This is a genomic window from Capnocytophaga stomatis (assembly GCF_002302635.1).
GTDB classification, from domain to species: domain Bacteria; phylum Bacteroidota; class Bacteroidia; order Flavobacteriales; family Flavobacteriaceae; genus Capnocytophaga; species Capnocytophaga stomatis.
The window spans coordinates 375,489-396,001 of the sequence record NZ_CP022387.1; the positions used below are offsets into that span (position 1 = coordinate 375,489).

The 20,513-nt window shown below is 35.8% G+C and carries 17 protein-coding genes; 6 read left to right on the forward strand and 11 right to left on the reverse strand.

All coding sequences use genetic code 11. The features are described from left to right. Nucleotides 1–47: 47 nt before the first annotated feature. The 5 genes from CGC58_RS01750 to CGC58_RS01770 form a co-directional block, all read right to left on the reverse strand. Nucleotides 48–935 carry an HpyAIV family type II restriction enzyme gene (locus CGC58_RS01750; RefSeq protein ID WP_095894849.1) on the reverse strand — a complete coding sequence of 296 codons (888 nt, stop codon included), beginning with the start codon at nucleotides 933–935 and terminating at the stop codon, nucleotides 48–50. Nucleotides 936–940: 5 nt separating this feature from the next. After that, nucleotides 941–2,017 (reverse strand): DNA-methyltransferase, encoded by a 1,077-nt coding sequence (locus CGC58_RS01755; RefSeq protein ID WP_095894850.1) that lies wholly within the window; start codon nucleotides 2,015–2,017, stop codon nucleotides 941–943. 402 nt (nucleotides 2,018–2,419) lie between these two features. After that, a complete protein-coding gene (locus CGC58_RS01760; protein WP_111970130.1) occupies nucleotides 2,420–3,400 on the reverse strand; it encodes a YihY/virulence factor BrkB family protein in 981 nt (326 codons plus the stop codon). A gap of 236 nt (nucleotides 3,401–3,636) precedes the next feature. Further along, complete coding sequence (locus CGC58_RS01765; RefSeq protein WP_095894851.1) at nucleotides 3,637–5,991, reverse strand: TonB-dependent receptor; 2,355 nt, start codon at nucleotides 5,989–5,991, stop codon at nucleotides 3,637–3,639. A 123-nt stretch (nucleotides 5,992–6,114) separates the two neighbouring features. Next, complete coding sequence (locus tag CGC58_RS01770) at nucleotides 6,115–7,248, reverse strand: helix-turn-helix domain-containing protein (protein ID WP_095894852.1); 1,134 nt, start codon at nucleotides 7,246–7,248, stop codon at nucleotides 6,115–6,117. A gap of 147 nt (nucleotides 7,249–7,395) precedes the next feature. Between CGC58_RS01770 and CGC58_RS01775 the strand changes: the two genes are divergently transcribed. From CGC58_RS01775 to CGC58_RS01795, 5 genes are all read left to right on the forward strand, one after another. Continuing rightward, nucleotides 7,396–8,034, forward strand: coding sequence for a ribonuclease H1 domain-containing protein (locus tag CGC58_RS01775; protein ID WP_095897065.1), 639 nt, complete (start codon nucleotides 7,396–7,398; stop codon nucleotides 8,032–8,034). A gap of 118 nt (nucleotides 8,035–8,152) precedes the next feature. Beyond that, complete coding sequence (locus tag CGC58_RS01780; protein ID WP_095894853.1) at nucleotides 8,153–8,416, forward strand: hypothetical protein; 264 nt, start codon at nucleotides 8,153–8,155, stop codon at nucleotides 8,414–8,416. A gap of 347 nt (nucleotides 8,417–8,763) precedes the next feature. Continuing rightward, entirely contained in the window at nucleotides 8,764–11,373 is a 2,610-nt protein-coding gene (locus CGC58_RS01785; RefSeq protein WP_095894854.1) for a heavy metal translocating P-type ATPase, read from the forward strand. A gap of 62 nt (nucleotides 11,374–11,435) precedes the next feature. Beyond that, the gene (locus tag CGC58_RS01790; RefSeq protein ID WP_095897066.1) at nucleotides 11,436–12,113 is read left to right on the forward strand and encodes an HAD family hydrolase; all 678 of its coding nucleotides are present in this window, start codon (nucleotides 11,436–11,438) and stop codon (nucleotides 12,111–12,113) included. Next, a complete protein-coding gene (locus tag CGC58_RS01795; protein WP_095894855.1) occupies nucleotides 12,100–12,972 on the forward strand; it encodes a hydroxymethylglutaryl-CoA lyase in 873 nt (290 codons plus the stop codon). The genes CGC58_RS01790 and CGC58_RS01795 overlap by 14 nt, the downstream gene beginning before the upstream one ends. On the opposite strand, the gene truA is transcribed toward CGC58_RS01795, so the two are convergent. The 6 genes from truA to azu form a co-directional block, all read right to left on the reverse strand. Then, complete coding sequence (gene truA, locus CGC58_RS01800; RefSeq protein ID WP_095894856.1) at nucleotides 12,969–13,718, reverse strand: tRNA pseudouridine(38-40) synthase TruA; 750 nt, start codon at nucleotides 13,716–13,718, stop codon at nucleotides 12,969–12,971. The genes CGC58_RS01795 and truA overlap by 4 nt on opposite strands. Nucleotides 13,719–13,720: 2 nt before the next feature. After that, on the reverse strand, nucleotides 13,721–15,103 hold the full coding sequence (locus CGC58_RS01805; protein ID WP_095894857.1) for a tetratricopeptide repeat protein: 1,383 nt from the start codon (nucleotides 15,101–15,103) through the stop codon (nucleotides 13,721–13,723). Nucleotides 15,104–15,194: 91 nt separating this feature from the next. Beyond that, complete coding sequence (locus CGC58_RS01810) at nucleotides 15,195–15,953, reverse strand: rhomboid family intramembrane serine protease (RefSeq protein ID WP_095894858.1); 759 nt, start codon at nucleotides 15,951–15,953, stop codon at nucleotides 15,195–15,197. Between the two features lie 12 nt (nucleotides 15,954–15,965). Continuing rightward, entirely contained in the window at nucleotides 15,966–17,795 is a 1,830-nt protein-coding gene (mutL, locus tag CGC58_RS01815) for a DNA mismatch repair endonuclease MutL (protein ID WP_095894859.1), read from the reverse strand. A gap of 74 nt (nucleotides 17,796–17,869) precedes the next feature. Then, a complete protein-coding gene (locus CGC58_RS01820; protein ID WP_095894860.1) occupies nucleotides 17,870–18,154 on the reverse strand; it encodes a hypothetical protein in 285 nt (94 codons plus the stop codon). Nucleotides 18,155–18,297: 143 nt separating this feature from the next. Continuing rightward, entirely contained in the window at nucleotides 18,298–18,831 is a 534-nt protein-coding gene (gene azu, locus CGC58_RS01825; protein ID WP_095894861.1) for an azurin, read from the reverse strand. Nucleotides 18,832–19,160: 329 nt separating this feature from the next. On the opposite strand from azu, the gene CGC58_RS01830 reads away from it, so the two are divergent. After that, the gene (locus CGC58_RS01830; RefSeq protein ID WP_095897067.1) at nucleotides 19,161–20,495 is read left to right on the forward strand and encodes a PSP1 domain-containing protein; all 1,335 of its coding nucleotides are present in this window, start codon (nucleotides 19,161–19,163) and stop codon (nucleotides 20,493–20,495) included. Nucleotides 20,496–20,513: the final 18 nt, after the last annotated feature.

The following is a 20,513-nucleotide window of genomic DNA, read 5'->3' on the forward strand; positions in this document are numbered from 1 at the left end:
GATTGAAACCACAAAAAAGGAACGAAAAATTTTTCGTTCCTGATTTATCATTGATTTCCGAGGGCTAAAACATCTTGGAGCGTCATTGCCAGTGTGTTATAAATTTTATCTGCTTTACTTTGGAAATAATTTTGTAACAAATTCAGTGTTTCGCCTGTGGGGAAAATAATCGGAAATATTTGCTGTACAACTTCCTCATTTCCAAATATTTTACGAAAAACGATAGGAGGCAAATTTTTTATTTCCTCAAAAACTTCATTGGCTTTGTGGTCAAAATTAATTTCCGGCATATCGGGCAAAGTGTTTTTCCAAATTTCCAGATATTGCAATACTTCTTGCCAAATCGAAAAGTCAAAAGTCGTAATTCCACCCTTTTCACCAAAAATTTCTTCCCCATAAAAAAGATAATTTTCACAATCGTAATCATTTGCCATTTTTTCCAACTCGGAAAGATAATATTTTCTGTTTTTACGGAGCGAATCATCTATAAACCACATTATTGGAACAATTTTATGCGTGGGATAAAGTTGCGTTAATTCAAAATATTTACTTTCAAAATTATTGAATTGCCCCACTTTTTTGGTGCTGTCGTGGTCGTCTCGCACTTTTTGTTCAATCATAAAAATGGTGTTTCCATCGCTAAAAAGTTGGTCAATATTGTATTCCTTGTCCTGACTATTGCGAAAGCGTTTGGGCAAAAGCGTAAAGCCAACGGTTTGAAAATATTTCTCAAACAAATATTCTAACGCATCGCCAAAACGGATTTCGTGCGACTGTGTAATGTTCTGAATGAGTTTGGTTTTCGGCTTTGTTGGGCGAAATATACCGATGTATCTATCAGGATTTTCGGCTATTTTTCGTAGCAAATCACTGTAACTGTCTTCAAACAATTTTTGATTGAGAAGATTCTTAAAATATTCGTATTCTAAAATCATACATCTTATTGTTTATCAGCTAAATACCTTAATGAATCTATACTTACAAAATCTCCGTTGTGATTTGTCCAAAAATAATCCCAGCCGTTGTTATTGGTTCGTCCTAATAATTTGGCAGACATTTTATGAATGGAAAGCGTTTCCTCATCATCGGAAACATTTCCGTTTTGTTGGAGCGTTACCGAAAAGCGTTTATCTTTGCTAAACAACTGTTGCCCAGCGGTTAAAAATCCTTTTACGATGAGTTCTTTGGTTGAAATTCGAGGCGGTTTTACTTCCAATTCCAATTTGGAAACCATATCAATTTCAGTAGCCACATTTCGGATTCTTTTTTCAGCGTGTTTTATGTAAAAATCCTCTCGCTCAATGCCGATGAAACGCCGTCCGAGTTTTTTTGCAATCGCCCCAGTTGTTCCTGTTCCGAAGAAAGGGTCTAAAACCACATCATTTGGCTCGGTAGATGAAAGAATGATATTATAAAGCAGTTTTTCAGGCTTTTGAGTGGAATGAATTTTTTGTCCGTTTTCATCTTTCAGTCGTTCATTTCCGATACAAATTCCGATGTCCCAAACGCTTTTCATCTGTTTGTCTCCGTTGAGACTTTTCATTGTTTTGTAGTTAAATTGATATTTGGATTTTTTGGATTTGGCACACCAAATAAGCGTTTCGTGTGAGTTTTGAAAACGAGTACCTGCGAAATTAGGCACAGCATTGGGCTTTGACCATACAACATCATTCAAAATCCAAAAACCTAAATCTTGCATAATGTATCCTAATCTGTAAATATTTTGAAATGAACCAATTACCCAAATAGAACCGTCATTTTTGAGTACTCTTTTGCATTCGGTAAGCCAAAGTTTGCAAAAATGGTCGTAATCGGTTATGCTGTCAAATTTGTCCCACGCATCGGTTACTCCACTGAAAGCAGAGCCGTCGGTTCGTAGCAGTTCGCCCTCCGTTTGCATATTGTAGGGAGGGTCGGCAAATATTAAATCAATAGAATTGGGAGGGAGCGTTTTGAGAATGTCAATGCAATCCCCTTGTATGATGCTATCATACGGAAGTTTAATGTGTTCAGTCATTTTGGCGAAATTTCTGTTACTTAAAAATGTTAATAAAAGCAGCGTGAGCCACTTATCCGTAACAGGGGCATCGCCAAACGCCCACACAGAAAAACAAGTAAGCCCACGCTAAACGCAGGTTACCCTTTAAACTTTTCTGTGCTTTTCCTAATTTGAATTTTTGGCGAAATTTCTGTTACTAAGAATAAAAGCTAACGCAAAATATTTTATATTTATAATTCTGTTTTTTTTATATCATACGCATAAATTTATGGGACAAAAATACTCTTTTTTCTTGAAAAAGAATTTATATTTAACAAATTGCAGTACAACCACCTCCAAAAACGGATTTTTTATTTCGGAAAGATGATGCGGTTTTGATAAAAAAATTCTTTTTTCAGGAAGAAAAATCAGCTTCACTTTCTAGCTATTTTTCTTTCTTTTGTTGGACATATCTTCGTGTTTTTCAGCAATTTCCGAAGGCTGTTTGGCATAATCCACCTCTCTTTCCTCTATGATAACACGAACGGAATAACTACTTGGTTCTATGGGAATTCCGTACATTTCCGAATAGTTTTTGGTAAACACTGCTCCGAAATAAAGTATGATTGCCGAATAATAAACCCATACCAACAAAACCAAAACAGAACCTGCCGCTCCGTAAACATCTAATTTAGCAGTGTTTACCAAATAATTCCCGATTACAAATTTACCCAACATAAACAAAATAGAAGTAAATCCTGCCCCAATGAGCGTATCCTTCCATTTTAACTTCCCGTCAGGTAAGGTCTTGAAAATGAAGCTAAATATAATCGTAACTATCGAAAAAACAATTGCAATATTGAAAATCTGGGCAAGATAAACTGAATTCTCCGAAAACATTCGTGATAATTGTTTGAACAAAATATCAATAAATGTGTTTATTAACAAACTGACTAACAGTACAAAACCCAAAGCTCCAATCATCGCAAAGGAAAGCAATCGGTTGATGATAATGCGTAAAATTCCCTTTTGAGGTTTGGCTTTCAGTTCCCAAATATAGTTTATAGAACTCTGAATTTCAGCGAATACCGCCGAAGCTGTGAAAATAAGTGTCGCAATACTTATCCATTGGGCTATCCTTCCCGAGTCGTCAATTTGAATGTTATCAATAACCGATTGAATTTGCAAAGCCGATTTTTCTCCCACTAAATCAGCAAGTTGATGGAAAAATTCGGACGAGACCTCATTGGCATCATAAAACAATCCCACTGACGAAATAATCAAAATAGCCAAAGAAGGCAAAGCGAAAATCGTGGAGTAGGACAACGAAGCACTTAATTTCAGGCAGTTATCGTCCAAAAATTCTAATGAAGTGATTTTAAAAAGTTTAAATATTTTGTGATTTGTAATTTTTTTTATCATACCGATTTTTTCCGTATTTTTTGTTTTGATTAATATTCAATGAGTTATCTCCGGCGGGCAAAGATAGGAATTTTAGGGAAATTAAAAAGTATCCGTCTCCTTTCCATTTAAAATATTTGATACATAATAACTTGCAGAAATATCCAGTTTAAATGAATAAATCTGTTTTATTGGCAAATAAATAAAAACAAAAAATACAGCTAAAGTGCTGTATTTCTTTGCTTTTTAAGGGGAAATTAAAATTCTATTTTATAACTAATATTCGGAATAACCATATTGGCTTTGTCAAACTGTATCTTCTTGGTAATAAAGTTGTAGTTATGTCCCAAATAAATTGGAGCTCCAAAAATATTTTTCATCTGAAAAGAAAAAACACTGGAACTTTTACGATGATTTATTCTGTAATTCAATGTAAAATCGGCATACAAAATGGCTGGAAAACGCTCCTCAAAAGCACGAGTTTCATCAGTGATAATTCGTTCATTTGCAATGGAATGATTCTCTAAAATGGGAGAATACCTTTCACCTCCCGTCAATGTTACTCTCGCATTGATATCCAACACTTTACGATTATCTTTAAAGAAAAATTCTTTTCCGAACAAAGCATTAAACACATAATTTTTGTTGTAACGTGTATTTCGCCAAATATTATCTCCTCCCTTATATTGAGCATCAAATAATGAGGCTGTTAGGAGATAATAATAGTGTTTATTCAAAAATCTTTCTAGGGTGATATCTATTCCATAATTTCTTCCTAAAGTATTGTTTTCCAACTTCTTGTTAAGTCCATAATCTTGTTTAAAATTAAGAAGCGAATACGAACTTCCCTCCTCGCCCAATGCATCATAAATATGCTGGTAATATGCCTCTGCTTTTAAACGGAGATTTTGACCAATTTTCCAGTCATATCCCAACACAAAATGGTGAGCCTTAGGAAGTTTTAGTTCCTTATTAGGTCTTTCATTATTGATTTTCAGAAAATATACATTTAATGATTCAGGACGACTGTGCTTCCCATATCCTAAACTCAAACTATGTTTCGGGTGGAAAGCCCATTGTGCACCAAAACGAGGTTCCAAAACGAATTCCTTACCCAACCCAAAATAAGTTGCGTGCAAACCTACATTAAACAAAAAGGTAGAAGAAAGATTATATTTCAGTTGAGTAAAAAGTTCAGGAGCATCTGTATATCCATCATCATCAATAAGTTGTGCGTAAGTTAGCGGTAAGTTATGGTCTTGTGTGCTACTCAAATCGAAGTTATAAAATAACCTTTTATATGTAAATCCAGCCTTTAGCATCGACTTGGAGGAAAATCTTTGGTTGAATGTAGAGGCAAGTGTGAAAGTTTTTGTAATATTTTTCAAATCCATATCAGGAGTAAAATTCTGTAAATCATCGCCTAATCGTTCTGTTTTGATAAAAGCACTTACTCCGGAAAAAGCCAAATTAGATTGTAAAAACGAATTTCCTCCCGTACTAATTCGGTGCGTGATCCCAGTTGCTCCCAGATGTGTATCCCAATTGTTCTCAATGCGGTCAAAATCAACTTTCCATTTGGAAGGATTCTTTTCAACACTTTTATGTGTGTGGTCAATACCTCCAATTCCCCAAAAAGAAAACGTTCCGGAACGCTTAGTAGGAAAATTAAATTTAAAAGAAAGGTCTTGATATTTAAGTTTTTGTTCTGACGGAATAAGATTCAAATCTCCCAATAAACCAAAAGTTGAATAGCGATAATTAAAAATATAAGATGCACCGCTTTTTTTAGAAATAGGTCCTTCTGAAAAAAAATCAAGTCCTAAAATACCGATTTGTGCCGTATGTTCGTGTTTTGAAGCATTTCCTGTTCGTAATTTCATATCGAAAACTGCCGCCAACGCATCACCATACTCGGCGGGGAAAGCTCCCGTGAAAAAATCGGAATTGCCCAACACCTGATTGCTAAAAAGTGTAACAATACCACCTCCGGCAACATTCGCACCGGCAAAATGATGTGGCGTAGGAATCTCAACACCTTCCAATCGCCAAGCAACACCCTGCGGAGCATTTCCGCGAACAATAATAGAATTATCCTGTAAATTACCAGTTGTAACTCCAGCATAAGCAGAAACCAAACGTGCCGGGTCATTCATTCCGCCTGCATACCGAGTGGTTTCTTCTACCGAAAACGACCGTGCACTAACGGTTGCCATCGCGTTAAGCGGACGTTCCTTTTGAAGAGATGCCTGTACCACAACTTCTTCCATTTGGGTAATGTTTTCCTTTAAGGCAATTTCAAGCACAACTTCCTTTGATGAGGTAATCATCAACTCTGAAATAATTGAACTTTCATATCCAATAAACGAAACCTTTATTGTTTGTCGCCCAATCGGTACTTTGTCAATGAAAAAATTTCCTTCAACATCGGTAGTTGTTCCCAATACAGGATCGGAATTTTCAATAACTACTGTGGCTCCCATAAGTGGTTCGCGAGTGTTCGCGTCAAATACTTTTCCTTTCAAATTTTGAAAAATGGGTGCTTGTCCATATGTTATGAAACCTCCCAAATTCAAAAAAACAATCAGCATAAAATAAATAAATCGTTTCATCGTTAATCTTTTTTCGGCAAAATTGCCAGAAAAATAAAAAACAATCGTCCAGACCTATATATGCAGACAAAAAATACGTCCAATCGGGCAGGATTGGACGTGTTTTCTTTGAACGAGATAATATTAAATATTGTTTTTCAAATAATTAGAAGGAGTGTCTCCCGTATGCTTTTTAAATACTTGATTGAATGAAGATTTGGAATTAAACCCCGAATCAAGTGCAATCCCGAGCAGATTTAATCCTCTGTTTTTATCATTCGTGGCTCGTTTTATGAATTCATCAACTCGGTAACTATTCACAAAATCATAAAAATTTTTACCTTCACATTGATTAATAACCTGACTCAAATTATTGGAAGAAATCGCTAATTGTTCTGCCAATTGGCTCAACGTTAATTTAGGTTCAAGATATGGTTTCTTTTCTTTCATTAACGATAACATCTCTTGATGCAATTGTGTAACTTCATCGGACTTCAAACCTGACTTTCTGTACTCCGAAACTGTTTTTACTTCAACGATGCTATGTTCCTTTATGGCTTTTTCCGTAAAAATTCCCTGATAACGAATGCCCGAAAAACCAATCAGAAACACCAATAACACAATTAGCACAAAAATAATTAAATCCGAATTGAATCCAAAATCAATTTGGAATACCTCACGCATCAAAATGATGATAGTTCCCACTAAAAAAATGATTCCCAGCCCCATAATGAATACCTTGAGCCACCGCAAACTTATCCCTTCTTCATAAGCGAAATTTTCATTGATAAGTTGCTGATAATTCGTGATTTTACGGTATGATAAAACAGGGTACGTAATACCTGAAATAACAAAAGATACCAACGAAATAATAAAAAACCATTGATATTCGCTGTTTATATCTTGGCTATCCATAAGCAATTTCTGCTGAGCCGTGTAACCAAAAATAAACGGAAACATTCCTAAGTAGTCAATCACGAAAGGCAGGAAATGTAACATATCCTTCCAGCGAAATTTCTGGTCTGAACGCAATGAAAATACAACATACAGATACAAAAACGGTCCGTGAAGCAACGGAAACGGGTGTGTAAGCCCCACCAAATGCGGATATACTTTCCAATACCCCAAATAATACAAATTGTAGCTCAGTAGATGTATCGAAATAAATAACATCCATATTGATAAAACGGTATCGGACAAGGTTTTATTCCGCTTAGTAAATAGCAAAAAAGCCAAAAACAGCGAAAGAAAAATTCCTATCGTAAAAATAGTATTCATAATGATATTTATAATACTTATTATCAGGTTATACTGGCAACTCTGGCAAAAATAAATGTTTATTTTACATTTTCCAAAAAAGCTTTCTGCAAAAAAGAGGCTTTATTTTTTCGGTAAAATGGTTACCTTTGTCCAATTTCAATGAAAATGGCTAAAAAGAAATTTTACGTTGTTTGGGAGGGACATAAAACAGGCGTTTTCTCCTCGTGGGAGCAGTGCAAAAAGGCTGTGGAAGGTTTCCCGAATGCTAAATATAAAGCTTTTCCCTCTTCGGAACTTGCTCGGAAGGCTTTTTCCGAAAGTTTTGATAATTACAAAGGTAAAACATTTTTTAAATCGGAACTCTCTGATAATGAATTAAAATTAATCGGAAAACCAAAAGTACCCTCCATTGCGGTAGATGCCGCTTGTAGCGGTAATCCGGGTGTAATGGAATATCGGGGAGTTGATACGCAGACCCAAAAAGAGCTTTTCAGAATTCCGCCAATGCAAGGAGGAACAAACAATATTGGCGAATTTCTGGCAATTGTCCACGCACTGGCACTGCTTAAAAAACACAACCAAACAATGCCTGTTTATTCTGATAGCCGGATTGCCATTAATTGGGTCAGACAAAAAAAATGCAAAACCAACGTTAAGGAAAACGATAAAAATCAAAAAATATTTGAACTTATTGACCGTGCCGAAATTTGGTTGCACGAAAACACCTTCCCGAACCATATTTTGAAATGGGAAACCAAAGCGTGGGGCGAAATTCCTGCCGATTTTGGACGAAAAAACAATTAAAAAATTCTTCATAAATCATTGTTTATCCGTTTTGTAAATCCATTTTACAGAACGGATTTTTTAATATCTTTCCCTCACTTTATTTTCTTTCTTTCGTCTCATTACAAAAATATTAAATATGACCTTTGAAGTGGTTCGGATGACCTCGGAGGTGGTTCGAATAACCTCGGAAGTGGTTCAGATAACCTCGGAAGCGATTCGGATGACCTCGGAGATGGTTTGGATAACCTCGGAGATACTAATTATGACCTCCAAAGTACTAATTATGACCTCCGAGGTACTAATTATAACCTCCAAAGTACTAATTATGACCTCCGAGGTATTAATTATAATCTCCGAGGTATTAATTATCATTAAAAAGGTTATCCGAAATACCTCATAGGTCATATGATATATCTAAAATATCATCTGGAATATTTCTAAAATAAATATTATTATTGTAAATATACTCTGAAATAATTTAAAAATTATATTGATTATCAGAAAAATATTCTACAATATTTTTGAAACTAAATATTAAACAAAAAAGATATTTACAAATATTTATTTTATACTCTTTATCATTAAACTTATTCTTCTGATAATTAAAAAGATATTCCAAAGTATAAAAAGGTATAAACCATTACTTACAAATGAAGACTTACTTCCATTATTTCATTTTTTTTATAACTTTGTACAATATTTATTTATAACAAATCATTAACTATAGCTAATCAATCGTAAAATACTATGAAACAGATATATTACATCAAAGGAATGAGTTGCTACGGATGTGTTGGGACAGTGCAAACAGCCCTTGCAGGTATTACAAATATTCATTCTGTAAAAATAGACTTGGATTCACAACAAGCTGAAATAGAGTCCGATGAAGCAATTCCTTTCAACCAACTCGAAAAGGCATTGGAAGGCACAAATTATAGCATTCATACCGATTTGAAAGAAGCACAAACCTACACATACTTCGTAAAGGGAATGAGTTGTTCGGGTTGCGAAAACACGGTTCGTGAAGCATTGCAGGAGATAAATGGCGTTCAGGAAATTTCAGTCAATGTAAAGGAAAAAAAGGTTGTTGTTCGTCTGTCAAAACCTGTTTCGTTTGCCAAATTAAGCCGAAGTTTGGAAGGTACTCACTATACTTTATGCAAAACCTTTGAACAGGCAATCGAGACCACCTCAAAAGCAACCGAAAATATTAAAAAAGGCAATGTAACTTTCTATTGCCCAATGCAATGCGAAGGCGACAAGACTTATGACAAGATGGGCGATTGTCCTATCTGCGGAATGGACTTGGTGGAGGAAGTTTCAGCCTTTACTTCCAATGGAAACTCCGCTGAAGCCAAAAAATTAAAAGAACTTCGATTCAAATTCTGGGGTTCGGTGGCTTTTACCATTCCTATTTTCATTATTGCAATGAGCGAAATGATTCCAAACAACATTCTTTACCAGTTAATGGAACAAAAATATTGGAATTGGGTGCAATTTGTACTTTCTGTGCCTGTTGTGTTCTACTTCTGTAATATATTTTTTGTCAGAGCGTGGAAAAGTTTGAAGTCGTTTAACTTCAATATGTTTACCCTTATCGGAATTGGAGCAGGAATTGCGTGGGTTTTCAGTGTGGTAGGAATGCTTTTCCCCAATTGGTTTCCCTCTCAGTTCAAAACACATCACGGAGCGGTTCACGTTTATTTTGAGGCTACAACCGTTATCCTCACTTTAGTAATGCTCGGGCAACTGTTGGAGGCTTCGGCACACGGAAAAACACAAGATGCCATCAAAACATTATTAGGATTAGCTCCTGATACTGCTATCAAAATTGTGAATGGTGAGGAAATAGAAGTTTCTATCAATGAAGTAGTTAAAGATGATTTTTTAAGAGTAAAACCGGGTGACAAAATTCCCGTTGACGGAAAAATTACGCAAGGTACGGCAACCATTGATGAAAGTATGATTACAGGCGAGCCTATTCCCGTTGAAAAACAAGTGGGAGACCAAGTTTCGGCAGGAACAATCAACGGCACAACCAGTTTTATAATGCAAGCCAAAAAGGTAGGAGCAGAAACATTACTTTCCCAAATTGTAGATATGGTTCAGAAAGCAAGCCGAAGCCAAGCCCCAATTCAAAAACTCGCCGATAGAATTTCATCGTACTTCGTTCCCATCGTTGTTATCATCTCGATGATTACATTCATCCTCTGGATGGTCTTCGGAGGGGAAAACGCCTATACATACGCCTTAGTGAATGCCATCGCAGTGCTGATTATTGCTTGTCCGTGTGCTTTGGGATTGGCTACACCGATGTCAGTGATGGTCGGTATCGGAAAAGGAGCTCAAAACGGGATTCTTATCAAAAATGCGGAGGCTTTGGAACGTATGAACTCTGTCGATACGCTCATTATTGACAAAACAGGCACTATAACCGAAGGAAAGCCGAGTTTGGAGAAGATAATTTCCTTTTCTGACTACACTGAAAACCAGTTACTAAGCATCGTTTATTCTCTGAACAAAAATAGCGAGCATCCACTTGCCAAAGCTACTAATGATTACGCCAAGCAGAATAATGTAATCTCTTTTGAGATAGAACATTTCAAAGCCATTTCAGGCAAAGGTGTTTCGGGAACTTTTGGGCAGAAGAAATATTACTTTGGAAATGACAAACTCATCGCCGATGTAGGTATTTTGATTCCCATTTCGATAAACAAACAAGTAAAACAAGAACAACAAAAAGGGAAAACAGTCTCTTTTTTGGTTGAAAATAAGGAAATTATTGCAGCTGTGGTTATTTCCGACCCAATTAAAACAACAACGAAAGAGGCTTTGAGAAATCTGCAATCACTCGGGATAGAAATTGTGATGCTAACGGGCGATAATCCGTTCACGGCAAAGGCCGTAGCTGATGAAATCGGGCTAAAAAACTACAAAGCCGGAATGTTGCCTCAAGATAAGCAAAATGAGGTGGAAAAACTGCAACAACAAGGAAAAATCGTAGCGATGGCGGGTGACGGTATCAACGATGCTCCCGCCCTTGCACAATCCGATGTGGGTATCGCAATGGGAACAGGCACCGACATAGCCATACAAAGTGCTGAAATTACGCTGGTAAAAGGCAACCTAAGCGGAATTGTAAAGGTCAAAAAACTAAGTCATTCCGTGGTGAAGAATATTAAACAAAATTTATTCTTTGCAATGATTTACAACACCATTGGGGTTCCTGTCGCAGCGGGAATTTTGTTTCCCTTTTTCGGAATTTTGCTGTCACCAATGTTAGGAGCTTTGGCAATGAGTTTCAGTTCGGTAAGTGTGATAGCCAATGCTTTGCGTTTGAGAACTGTGAAGTTATGATTTTTGCAATTTGTTAATCATTAAATAAAATACTACTTTTGGCTCTGAAACATTACAGAAAAATGAATCCGAAATATTTTATTTTTGATATGGACGGAGTGCTGGTGGATAGTGAGCCGATGCATTGTCAAATCATTCACGAAGTTTTTCAACAACTTGAAATTCCGTTCCCTAAAAGCTACATCGAAGAAACTCTGACAGGAATGTCCGCAATCCCTATGTGGGAAAAAATAAAGCACGATGCCAATCGTTCCGAACAGGCTGAAGAATTATTGCAATTTCACCGAAGTTATTTTTACAATCGATTTGAAGAAATAGAAGTCATTGAAGTACAAGGAGTTAAAAACGTCATACAAAAACTAAAAAACCGTGGATTTTCACTGGCTTTGGCTTCTTCTTCCTCACGAAAATTAATTGATTATTTCACCGAAAAGATAAATATCAGTCATTTTTTTGATGTAATTATCAGTGGTGACGATGTGAAATTCAGCAAACCTTTTCCAGAAATTTTTCTTAAAGTAGCTCAGTGGTATCAGGCTGAACCTGAAAACTTTTGGGTACTTGAAGATAGCAAAAACGGAGTGCAAGCCGCCAAAAGTGCGGGAATGAATTGTATCGGATTCAAAAACCCAAATTCGGGAAATCAAGACCTTTCAAAATCCGATTTGCTAATCCATTCTATGAATGATATTACAGATGATTTCATTGAAAATTTAATCCGAAATAATGGAAAATTCTAAAAAAAATAGTGTAAAAATAATTGAATGCCCACGTGATGCAATGCAGGGATTCAAAAATTTTATTCCTACAGAAAAGAAGATAGATTATATACAATCGCTTCTGAATGTGGGATTTGACACTATTGATTTTGGAAGTTTCGTGTCGCCCAAAGCAATTCCGCAAATGGCAGACACATCGCAAGTTCTTGAGAAGTTAGACCTTAGCAAAACCAAGAGCAAACTCCTCGCAATTGTTGCCAATCAACGAGGTGCTGATGAGGCTTTATCCTTCCAACAAATTGATTATCTGGGCTATCCGTTTTCCATTTCGGAAAATTTCCAGATGCGTAACACACACAAAACCATAGCCGAAAGCCTCATAACTTTGGATTATATTAAAAATCAAACCGAAAAACACGGAAAAGAATTGGTTGTTTATCTTTCAATGGGCTTTGGAAATCCTTATGGTGACCCTTGGAATGAAGAAATTGTAGAACAATGGGTTGAAAAACTTACCCAAAAAGGCGTTCAAATTATCTCGCTTTCCGATACTGTAGGAAGTGCCACTGGCGAAGTGATTACCAACTTATTTTCATACCTGATTCCTAAATATCCAAATGTGGAATTTGGAGCTCATTTTCACACATCCGTTAATAATTGGTTTGAAAAAGTAGATAATGCCTATAAATCAGGATGTTTGCGTTTCGATGGAGCTATTCGTGGTTACGGAGGTTGCCCAATGGCAAAAGATGAACTTGTTGGGAATATGCCTACCGAAAAATTAATTTCCTACTTTCAGAAGGAGAAAATTTCAACTCAATTAAATCTTTTGGCTTTTGAGAGTAGCTATAACGAGGCTATGAAAATTTTTGATAATTAATCGTTTACAAGAAAAATATTTTCAGAGTATTCTACTTTTTTCAAAAAAAGACCGCAAGCAGGCACGGAAGCCCCCGCCCTACAACGATTTTTACTCTCTATAATCTTCTGGAAATCAAGAAGGGATATTTTTCCAAGCCCTACATCAATCAACGTACCCACGATGGCTCGCACCATATTTCGCAAAAAACGATCAGCTGAAATCGTAAAAATTAAAAGCGATTCTTCTTGTTTCCAAAAAGCCTCATAAATCTTGCAGTTATAAGTCTTCACATCCGTATTTGACTTTGAAAAACACTGAAAATCAACATATTTAAAAAGAAGTTTTGCCGCCTCTTCCATTTTTTGCACATCTAACGGAAGATTCACATACATACTTGATTCATAACGAAATGCATCTTTCTTTGTGCAAATGTGATATTCATAGGTTCTTTTTATCGCATCAAATCGGGCGTGTGCATCGTCCTTCACGCGATGAATTTTGTAAATGGCAATATCCTTAGGCAAAAAAGCATTCAATTTGTAAACCAACTGATTATCAATAGGATTTTCAACATCAAAATGGGCAAACATTTGCAAAGCGTGCACTCCGCTATCGGTTCGTCCAGCTCCAACGATTTCTATTTGAGTTCGTAAAAGTGTACTCAAACTTTTCTCCATAACTTCCTGAACACTAACCGAATGTGGTTGGTTCTGCCATCCGTGATAATTTTTCCCGTTGTATGAAAATTCTATGAAATATCGCATTTTTAGTTTTTCTTCATTATTTCTTTTACAAAATCCAAACTAAAAAAAGCTGGGAATTTTTTATCGAAAAAAGCAATCCATTCTTTTCCTTTCTCGAAAGCAATTTTCAAATAACGCTCTGATTCCAAGAAGTTTCCAATACCAGCAAAAGCAATTGACAAGCGATAAAAAGTAGTCACATCATCAGGGAAAATGCGCATCGTATCTGAGGCAACGGACAAGGCTTTGGCATAATTTTCATTTAATAATAACAAATCCGTCCAATTAATCAACGTATTTAACGAATAATCACCAAACTCAACTGCCTGACTAAAAGCATATTCTGCTCGTTCATAATCCTGCAAACAGAAATTAATTTCGGCACAACGACGCCAATAATACGGATTGTTGTCCTCAAGAAGCAACACTTTGTTTATATACTTCAAAGCCTTGGAATGATTCCCCCTAAGGTAGTAAAACTCAGCCAACGTGAGCCAAGATTTACTCAATTGAGGGTCCTCGTGAACCGCTTTAAAATAATACTGTTCAGCAGTGGCATCGTCGTTCATTTTCTCAAAACAACGCCCGATATGCAAATACACCAAAGGAGAAGCATCGTCTAATGTGAGTGTAATCTTGTAATTTTCAATAGCTTTCTGATAATTTTCAAGCCTTTCCAACACTTTAGCTTTTTCAAAATAAGCTCCCGTGAAAGTATCGTCGCTTATTATGGCAAAGTCAAAACATCTCAACGCTTCATTTAGCTCCTCTTTTGCCAAATGCTGTTTTCCCAAATAATGCCAAGCCACTTCGCAATACGGATTTTTATCCAAATACGAATTCAAAAAGGCAATTGCTTCATCATTTTCTTCCAAAATATCATAGCAGAAAAGCAATTGTTGTAACGACATATAGTCCTCAATATCTTCTGATAAGCACTTTTTGAAGTATTTTTTCGCTTCTTGATAATTTTCTATAAAAAGATATTCCATTGCGATGAGCGAATAAACATCTACCAAATCATCAGCCAAAGGAAGTGCGAATTTTAGCAAATCAATTGCTTTTTCGTGTTGATTAAGTTTGGAATACAGATTTGCCTTCTGCACGTAAACCTCTGAATTTGAAGGCTCAAGCAACTCCAATTCGTTAAGAATAAGCGATGCTTGTTGCAATTCATCTTCAAAAATCATTACCTCTACCTGCAAGAGTTTCAATGATATAGCCGAAGGATGTTGATTCAAACCAATTTGCAACGCGTGCTTGGCTTTACTCATTTTTCCTAATTCCAAATAATATTCAATGATTTCTTCAAATTCATCAACATCAAAAAACAAAATATGATTTTGTTGCAACATTGACTCGAATTTTGAAACAGAATAATTTTCTTCTTCTGAAAAAAATTGCATAATTGATTTTATCTTTATTTTATAAACAGAAGCAAAATAATTAATTATTTATCAATATCTTAGCTTCCAATTTAATTTTATCTTACCTTGATTATCTTCTATCCCAACGGTTCTGGTCAAATGATTTTTTTCTCCAGTACCACATCATCAAAAAGCCCATTAAAGCTCCTCCCACGTGGGCAAAATGTGCGATATTTCCTCCGAAAACAGAAAATCCCGTAACACCTGAAAATAAGTCCAAACCAACTATAATCGGGATAAAATATTTTGCTTTTATAGGATAAGGAATGAAGAAAAGCATCAATTTGGCATCAGGGAACATCATTGCAAATGCTGCTAAAATACCGTAAATCGCCCCCGAAGCCCCAACAGCTGGCGTGAAATACGCTGACATCATATCATCAAAAGTGCTTTTTGAAATGATTTGCTCCCAAGCTGTGTTGTATTTACCTTCGGCTAAAACACTTTTTACCATTTCGGCAGAAAATCCAGTCTCTTCCAAAGCCTGAAGACCTTGTTGGAAATAATAATAATTTACGCCAGAATGTATCAGTGCAGCTCCAATTCCGCAGGAAAGATAGAAAAACAAAAACTTATTTCTTCCCCAAATATGTTCCAGCGGACTTCCGAAAGCCCAAAGTGCGTACATATTGAAGAATAAATGAGCCCAATCTCCGTGCATAAACATATGAGAAATAACTTGCCACCAATTAAATTGCGGATTTTCAAAGAAATAGATAGGAGTTATTTCCTTTAGATTTAAGCTTGGAATAAGGTTATATTGTACAACGACAAATAAAATAGCATTTATTATTATCAAGTGCTTGACTGTCTGCGTTATGCGTTCCATAATTTTTTAAAATTAAAAATATTTATCAATATCAGTTAGTGAAAATGTGCTGTAAATCCGTTTTCCAGAGGGCGAAGTTAAACTTTCTTCACAAGCAAACAAATTATTCAGTAAAGTTTCTTGCTCTTCCTCCGTTAGAGTTTGCCCTGTTTTTACAGCCAAATTTTTAGAAATGCTTTTTGCAAATGCCTCTTTTTGAGAGTTTTCTCCTCCATATACATTTTCAATGTGTTGTTGTACTATTTCCGAAAAAACTTCCGGTATTTGGCTATCCGAAATATGAAGCGGAATTCCGGTCAAAATAACTTTATCTGCTTCAATATCAATTATGAATCCAATATCCTCAAAAAATTGTTTCAATTTTAAAATACTTTCAATTTCGGGTTTTGAAAAAGAAAGTTCAATAGGAAACATCAACTGTTGGCTTGCCGTACTGCTTGATTGTAAGGTTTTTATAAATTCCTCATACAGAACACGTTGATGTGCCCGATGAATATTAACCACAATTAATTCTCCTCCCAATGTCGTTACGAGGTACTTCCTCCCAAAGGAAATGATTTTTTTTCCTGTTTGCAAAATTGGAGTTTCAGTATCAAACAGCTTACTTTCAATCACTTGAGACTCAAAATTATTCAGCCCAGAATCTATTTCCGAATATAGGCTTTCCCAAGCAGGTTGCTTTTTTGATTGATGTGAATAACTACTTGAATATGATGATTTTGGCTTTATTTCTTCCTTAAACGGATTAAAATCGGGGTCTATTTCTATTTTCGGAAAAACAGGCTCTTTATCCTTGTAATTGTACGGAATATCAAAAGAAGCATCTCTGTTAAAATCAAGTGTCGGAGCTATGTTAAATTGCCCTAAACTGTGTTTCACCGCCGATTTTAAAAGAGCATAAATACTGTGTTCGTCCTCAAATTTAACCTCAGTTTTTGTAGGATGAATGTTAATATCAATGGAAGAAGGGTCAACCTCAAGCTGAATGAAATAATCGGGTTGTTGCTGACTGTTAATCAAGCCTTCATAAGCCGTTGTAATTGCGTGATTTAAGTATCTGCTTTTCACAAAACGATGATTAACCATCAAAAATTGTAATGATTTGCTTTTTGTGATATATTCGGGTTTTACAATAAATCCGCTGATTTTCAGTATAGGAGTTTCTTCCTCAACAGGAACTAATTTCTCATTTGTTTTAGCACCGAATATGTGAACTATCCGTTGTCTGAAATTTGCAACGGGCAAGTTAAACAGCTCACTTCCATTATTATAAAAATAGAAATGGATATTCGGATGAGCCAATGCAACTCTGTGAAATTCGTCTAGCACGTGCCGAAGTTCCACAGAATCAGATTTTAAGAAATTCCGACGAGCCGGAATGTTAAAAAACAGATTTTTCATCGCAATGGAAGTTCCGTTGGCAGTTACGCAAGGTTCCTGATAAGTAACTTTGCTTCCCTCAATGCGAAGTTCCGTTCCCAATTCATCAGATGGGCGTTTTGTAATTAGCTCTACGTGAGCAATTGCGGCAATTGAAGCCAAAGCCTCACCTCTAAATCCTTTTGTTTGTAAATGAAACAAATCCTCCGCTTTTTGAATCTTTGAAGTTGCGTGACGTTCAAAAGCCAAGCGAGCATCTGTAACGCTCATACCAATCCCATTATCAATAACTTGCACTAAAGTTTTTCCCGCATCTTTAATAATAAGTTTAATTTCTGTAGCTTTGGCATCAATGGCATTTTCAAGCAATTCTTTCACAGCCGAGGCGGGACGCTGAATCACTTCTCCTGCTGCAATCTGGTTAGCTACGTGGTCTGGTAATAAGCGAATTATATCTGTCATAAATTGAAGTCAAAAAAGTTTAAAAACATTGCGTATTTGTTTTCAAAACTTTTAAATAAAAGACTCTTTTTCTGTTACTTTTTAAATATTGATATATCAAAATCAAGAAAATAGAGGGCTAAAAAAATCAGTATAGCCAAAACTACCAAAAAAGTTTTGTTGATTTCTCTGTTTTTGCGGTTACGGCTTTCCTTTCGGATATCTTGCCATTCCACAGTGAAATGATTGGTTTGCGTTTCACGGTCTTTTCGTATGCGTGAATCAAACTCATACGGATTTCCCAAATCCTTGCCTTCATAATATCGAGGTGTGTAATTGTATTTTTTATTTTTCCTCAGATAGAAAATCCTAACTTTCATAGTTTTACTTCTTTATTCTTTTATCTTTTTTTATTGAGAAACCCCATTCATCAGGTTTTGCAAAAGTACGAAAAATTAATTTAAAACAAAAAGGCTACCCAAAAAGCAGGATAGCCTAACGTAGATAATAAATTGTTTTTTATTTATTCAACAATAAATTTACCTTTCATAATTGCATAATGCCCAGGGAATGAACACATAAAGTCATAAGTTCCTTTTTCTGGAGCATCAAATGTGATTGTTGTTGACTCGCCACCACCAATCATCTTAGTATGAGCAATAACTTCATCGCTTCCGGCAGGTACATAATCTGTATCTTTTGCATTCATTGCCTTTCCGGCGAAAGCAGCAAGGTCAGTTCCTTGTTTCAACAACACGAAATTGTGTCCCATAACTTCCACTTTCATTTTACCAACGTGTTTCAAAGTCAAGGTTACTTTCTCACCTGCTTTTACTCTGATTTCGTTTGTACTAAAAGTCATTTGGTCGGTACTTTCCAACACAATTGCACCATCTTCAACTTTTTGTTCTGTTGCTGCCGGTTTTTGTTCTTGCATTGAATGGTCGTGATTGTGAGTTGCTTCCATTGAAGAACTTGCCTCGTTTTTCTTAGTTTCCGTATTACCACACGATACAATAAACGCCCCCATAAGAGCCACTAAAAATACTTTTTTCATATGAATATTAATTTTAATTTCGTACAAAGGTACAATATTTTTTTTATTTAAAATAATTCTGAATTACTTTTAACATTCATTTTTTTCAAAAAAATAATCCGCTTTCGTAATAAAACAATTATTACGCATTAATTCGTACTCAATACCAAGCAACACAAAAAACCTGTCTGCTTATTATTATAAGTAAAATAAAAAATGTATTTTTGCAGTTTGAAGTTCCTTCATTGGAAGGAAAAACTAATAATTATACAATTTTAACTAACTTAATAAAACAAGAGATAAATCATATTTTTTATTATTCTCTTGCAAAAAAACATAGAATTAAAAGGATGAGTTGCAATAATTGCACAACAAAAAATAAAAAAGGTGGCTGTGGAACAGGTAGTTGCGGAACAGGCGGCTGTGGAAGCGGAAAATTAGCCGTTTTTGATTGGCTTTCTAACACGCAAATACCAGGTGGGCAAAAACAATTTGACTGCGTAGAAGTTCGATTTAAAAACAGCCGCAAAGAATATTTCAGAAATAGCGATAATATCCCTCTGCAAATAGGTGATGTCGTTGCTACCGAAGCCAATTCCGGACACGATGTAGGCATTATCACACTAACGGGCGAACTAGTTCGTTTACAAATGAAAAAGCATCGAATTGATTGGAAAAGTGATGGCGTTCCGAAAATATATCGTAAAGCAAATCAAAAAGATATTGATATTTGGCAAGAAGCTCGAAACAAAGAAGAAGCCGTTCAAAAGCAATCACGTGAGTTGGCTATTGCTTTAGGTTTGGAAATGAAAATATCAGATGTTGAGTTTCAAGGAGATGGCTCAAAAGCTACCTTTTATTATACGGCGGAAGGACGCGTTGATTTTCGTCAGTTGATAAAAGATATGGCTCGGGTTTTTTCTGTCCGAATAGAAATGCGACAAATTGGATTTCGCCAAGAAGCAGCTCGCTTGGGCGGGATTGGCTCATGCGGACGGGAACTTTGTTGTTCCACTTGGCTAACTGATTTCAGAACGGTAACTACGGCAGCGGCTCGTTATCAGCAACTTTCATTAAATCCTCAAAAATTAGCCGGACAATGCGGAAAACTAAAGTGTTGCATTAATTTTGAATTAGATACGTATCTTGATGCTTTACAGGATTTTCCAAAAACAGAAGTCAAACTCGTAACCGAAAAAGGAAGAGCAAGTTGCCAAAAAATAGATATTTTCAAACGATTTATGTGGTTCACCTATGATGACGACCCGATAAATTGGTACAAAATTTCCGTTGATAGCGTGAAAGAAATCATTACTATGAACGAAAAAGAGCAAAAAGTGGTTTCTTTGGATAGTTATGCCATTGTAAGTGACGGAGTTGGGATGTCGGCTACTTTGGGCAACGACGGAGGTAAAGAAATGATTGAGGAGGATATCACCCGATTTGACAAAGCCAATAAACGAAAAAAAGGTAAAAAAAGCCCGAAAAATCAAAAACAGGCGAAAAATCCAAATCAACAGAAAGGAGAAAGTCAGAATAATCTCCCGAAAAATGTGAAAGAACAAAAACAGCCAAATCCTCATAAAGAAAATACTCAAAAAAATTTAAAAAACACAAACGAATCAAAGAAACCAAATACCAAAAAGAGACCAAACAACAGAAATAATACAAATAAAGAAAAATAATACTATTCTTTTTGGAGT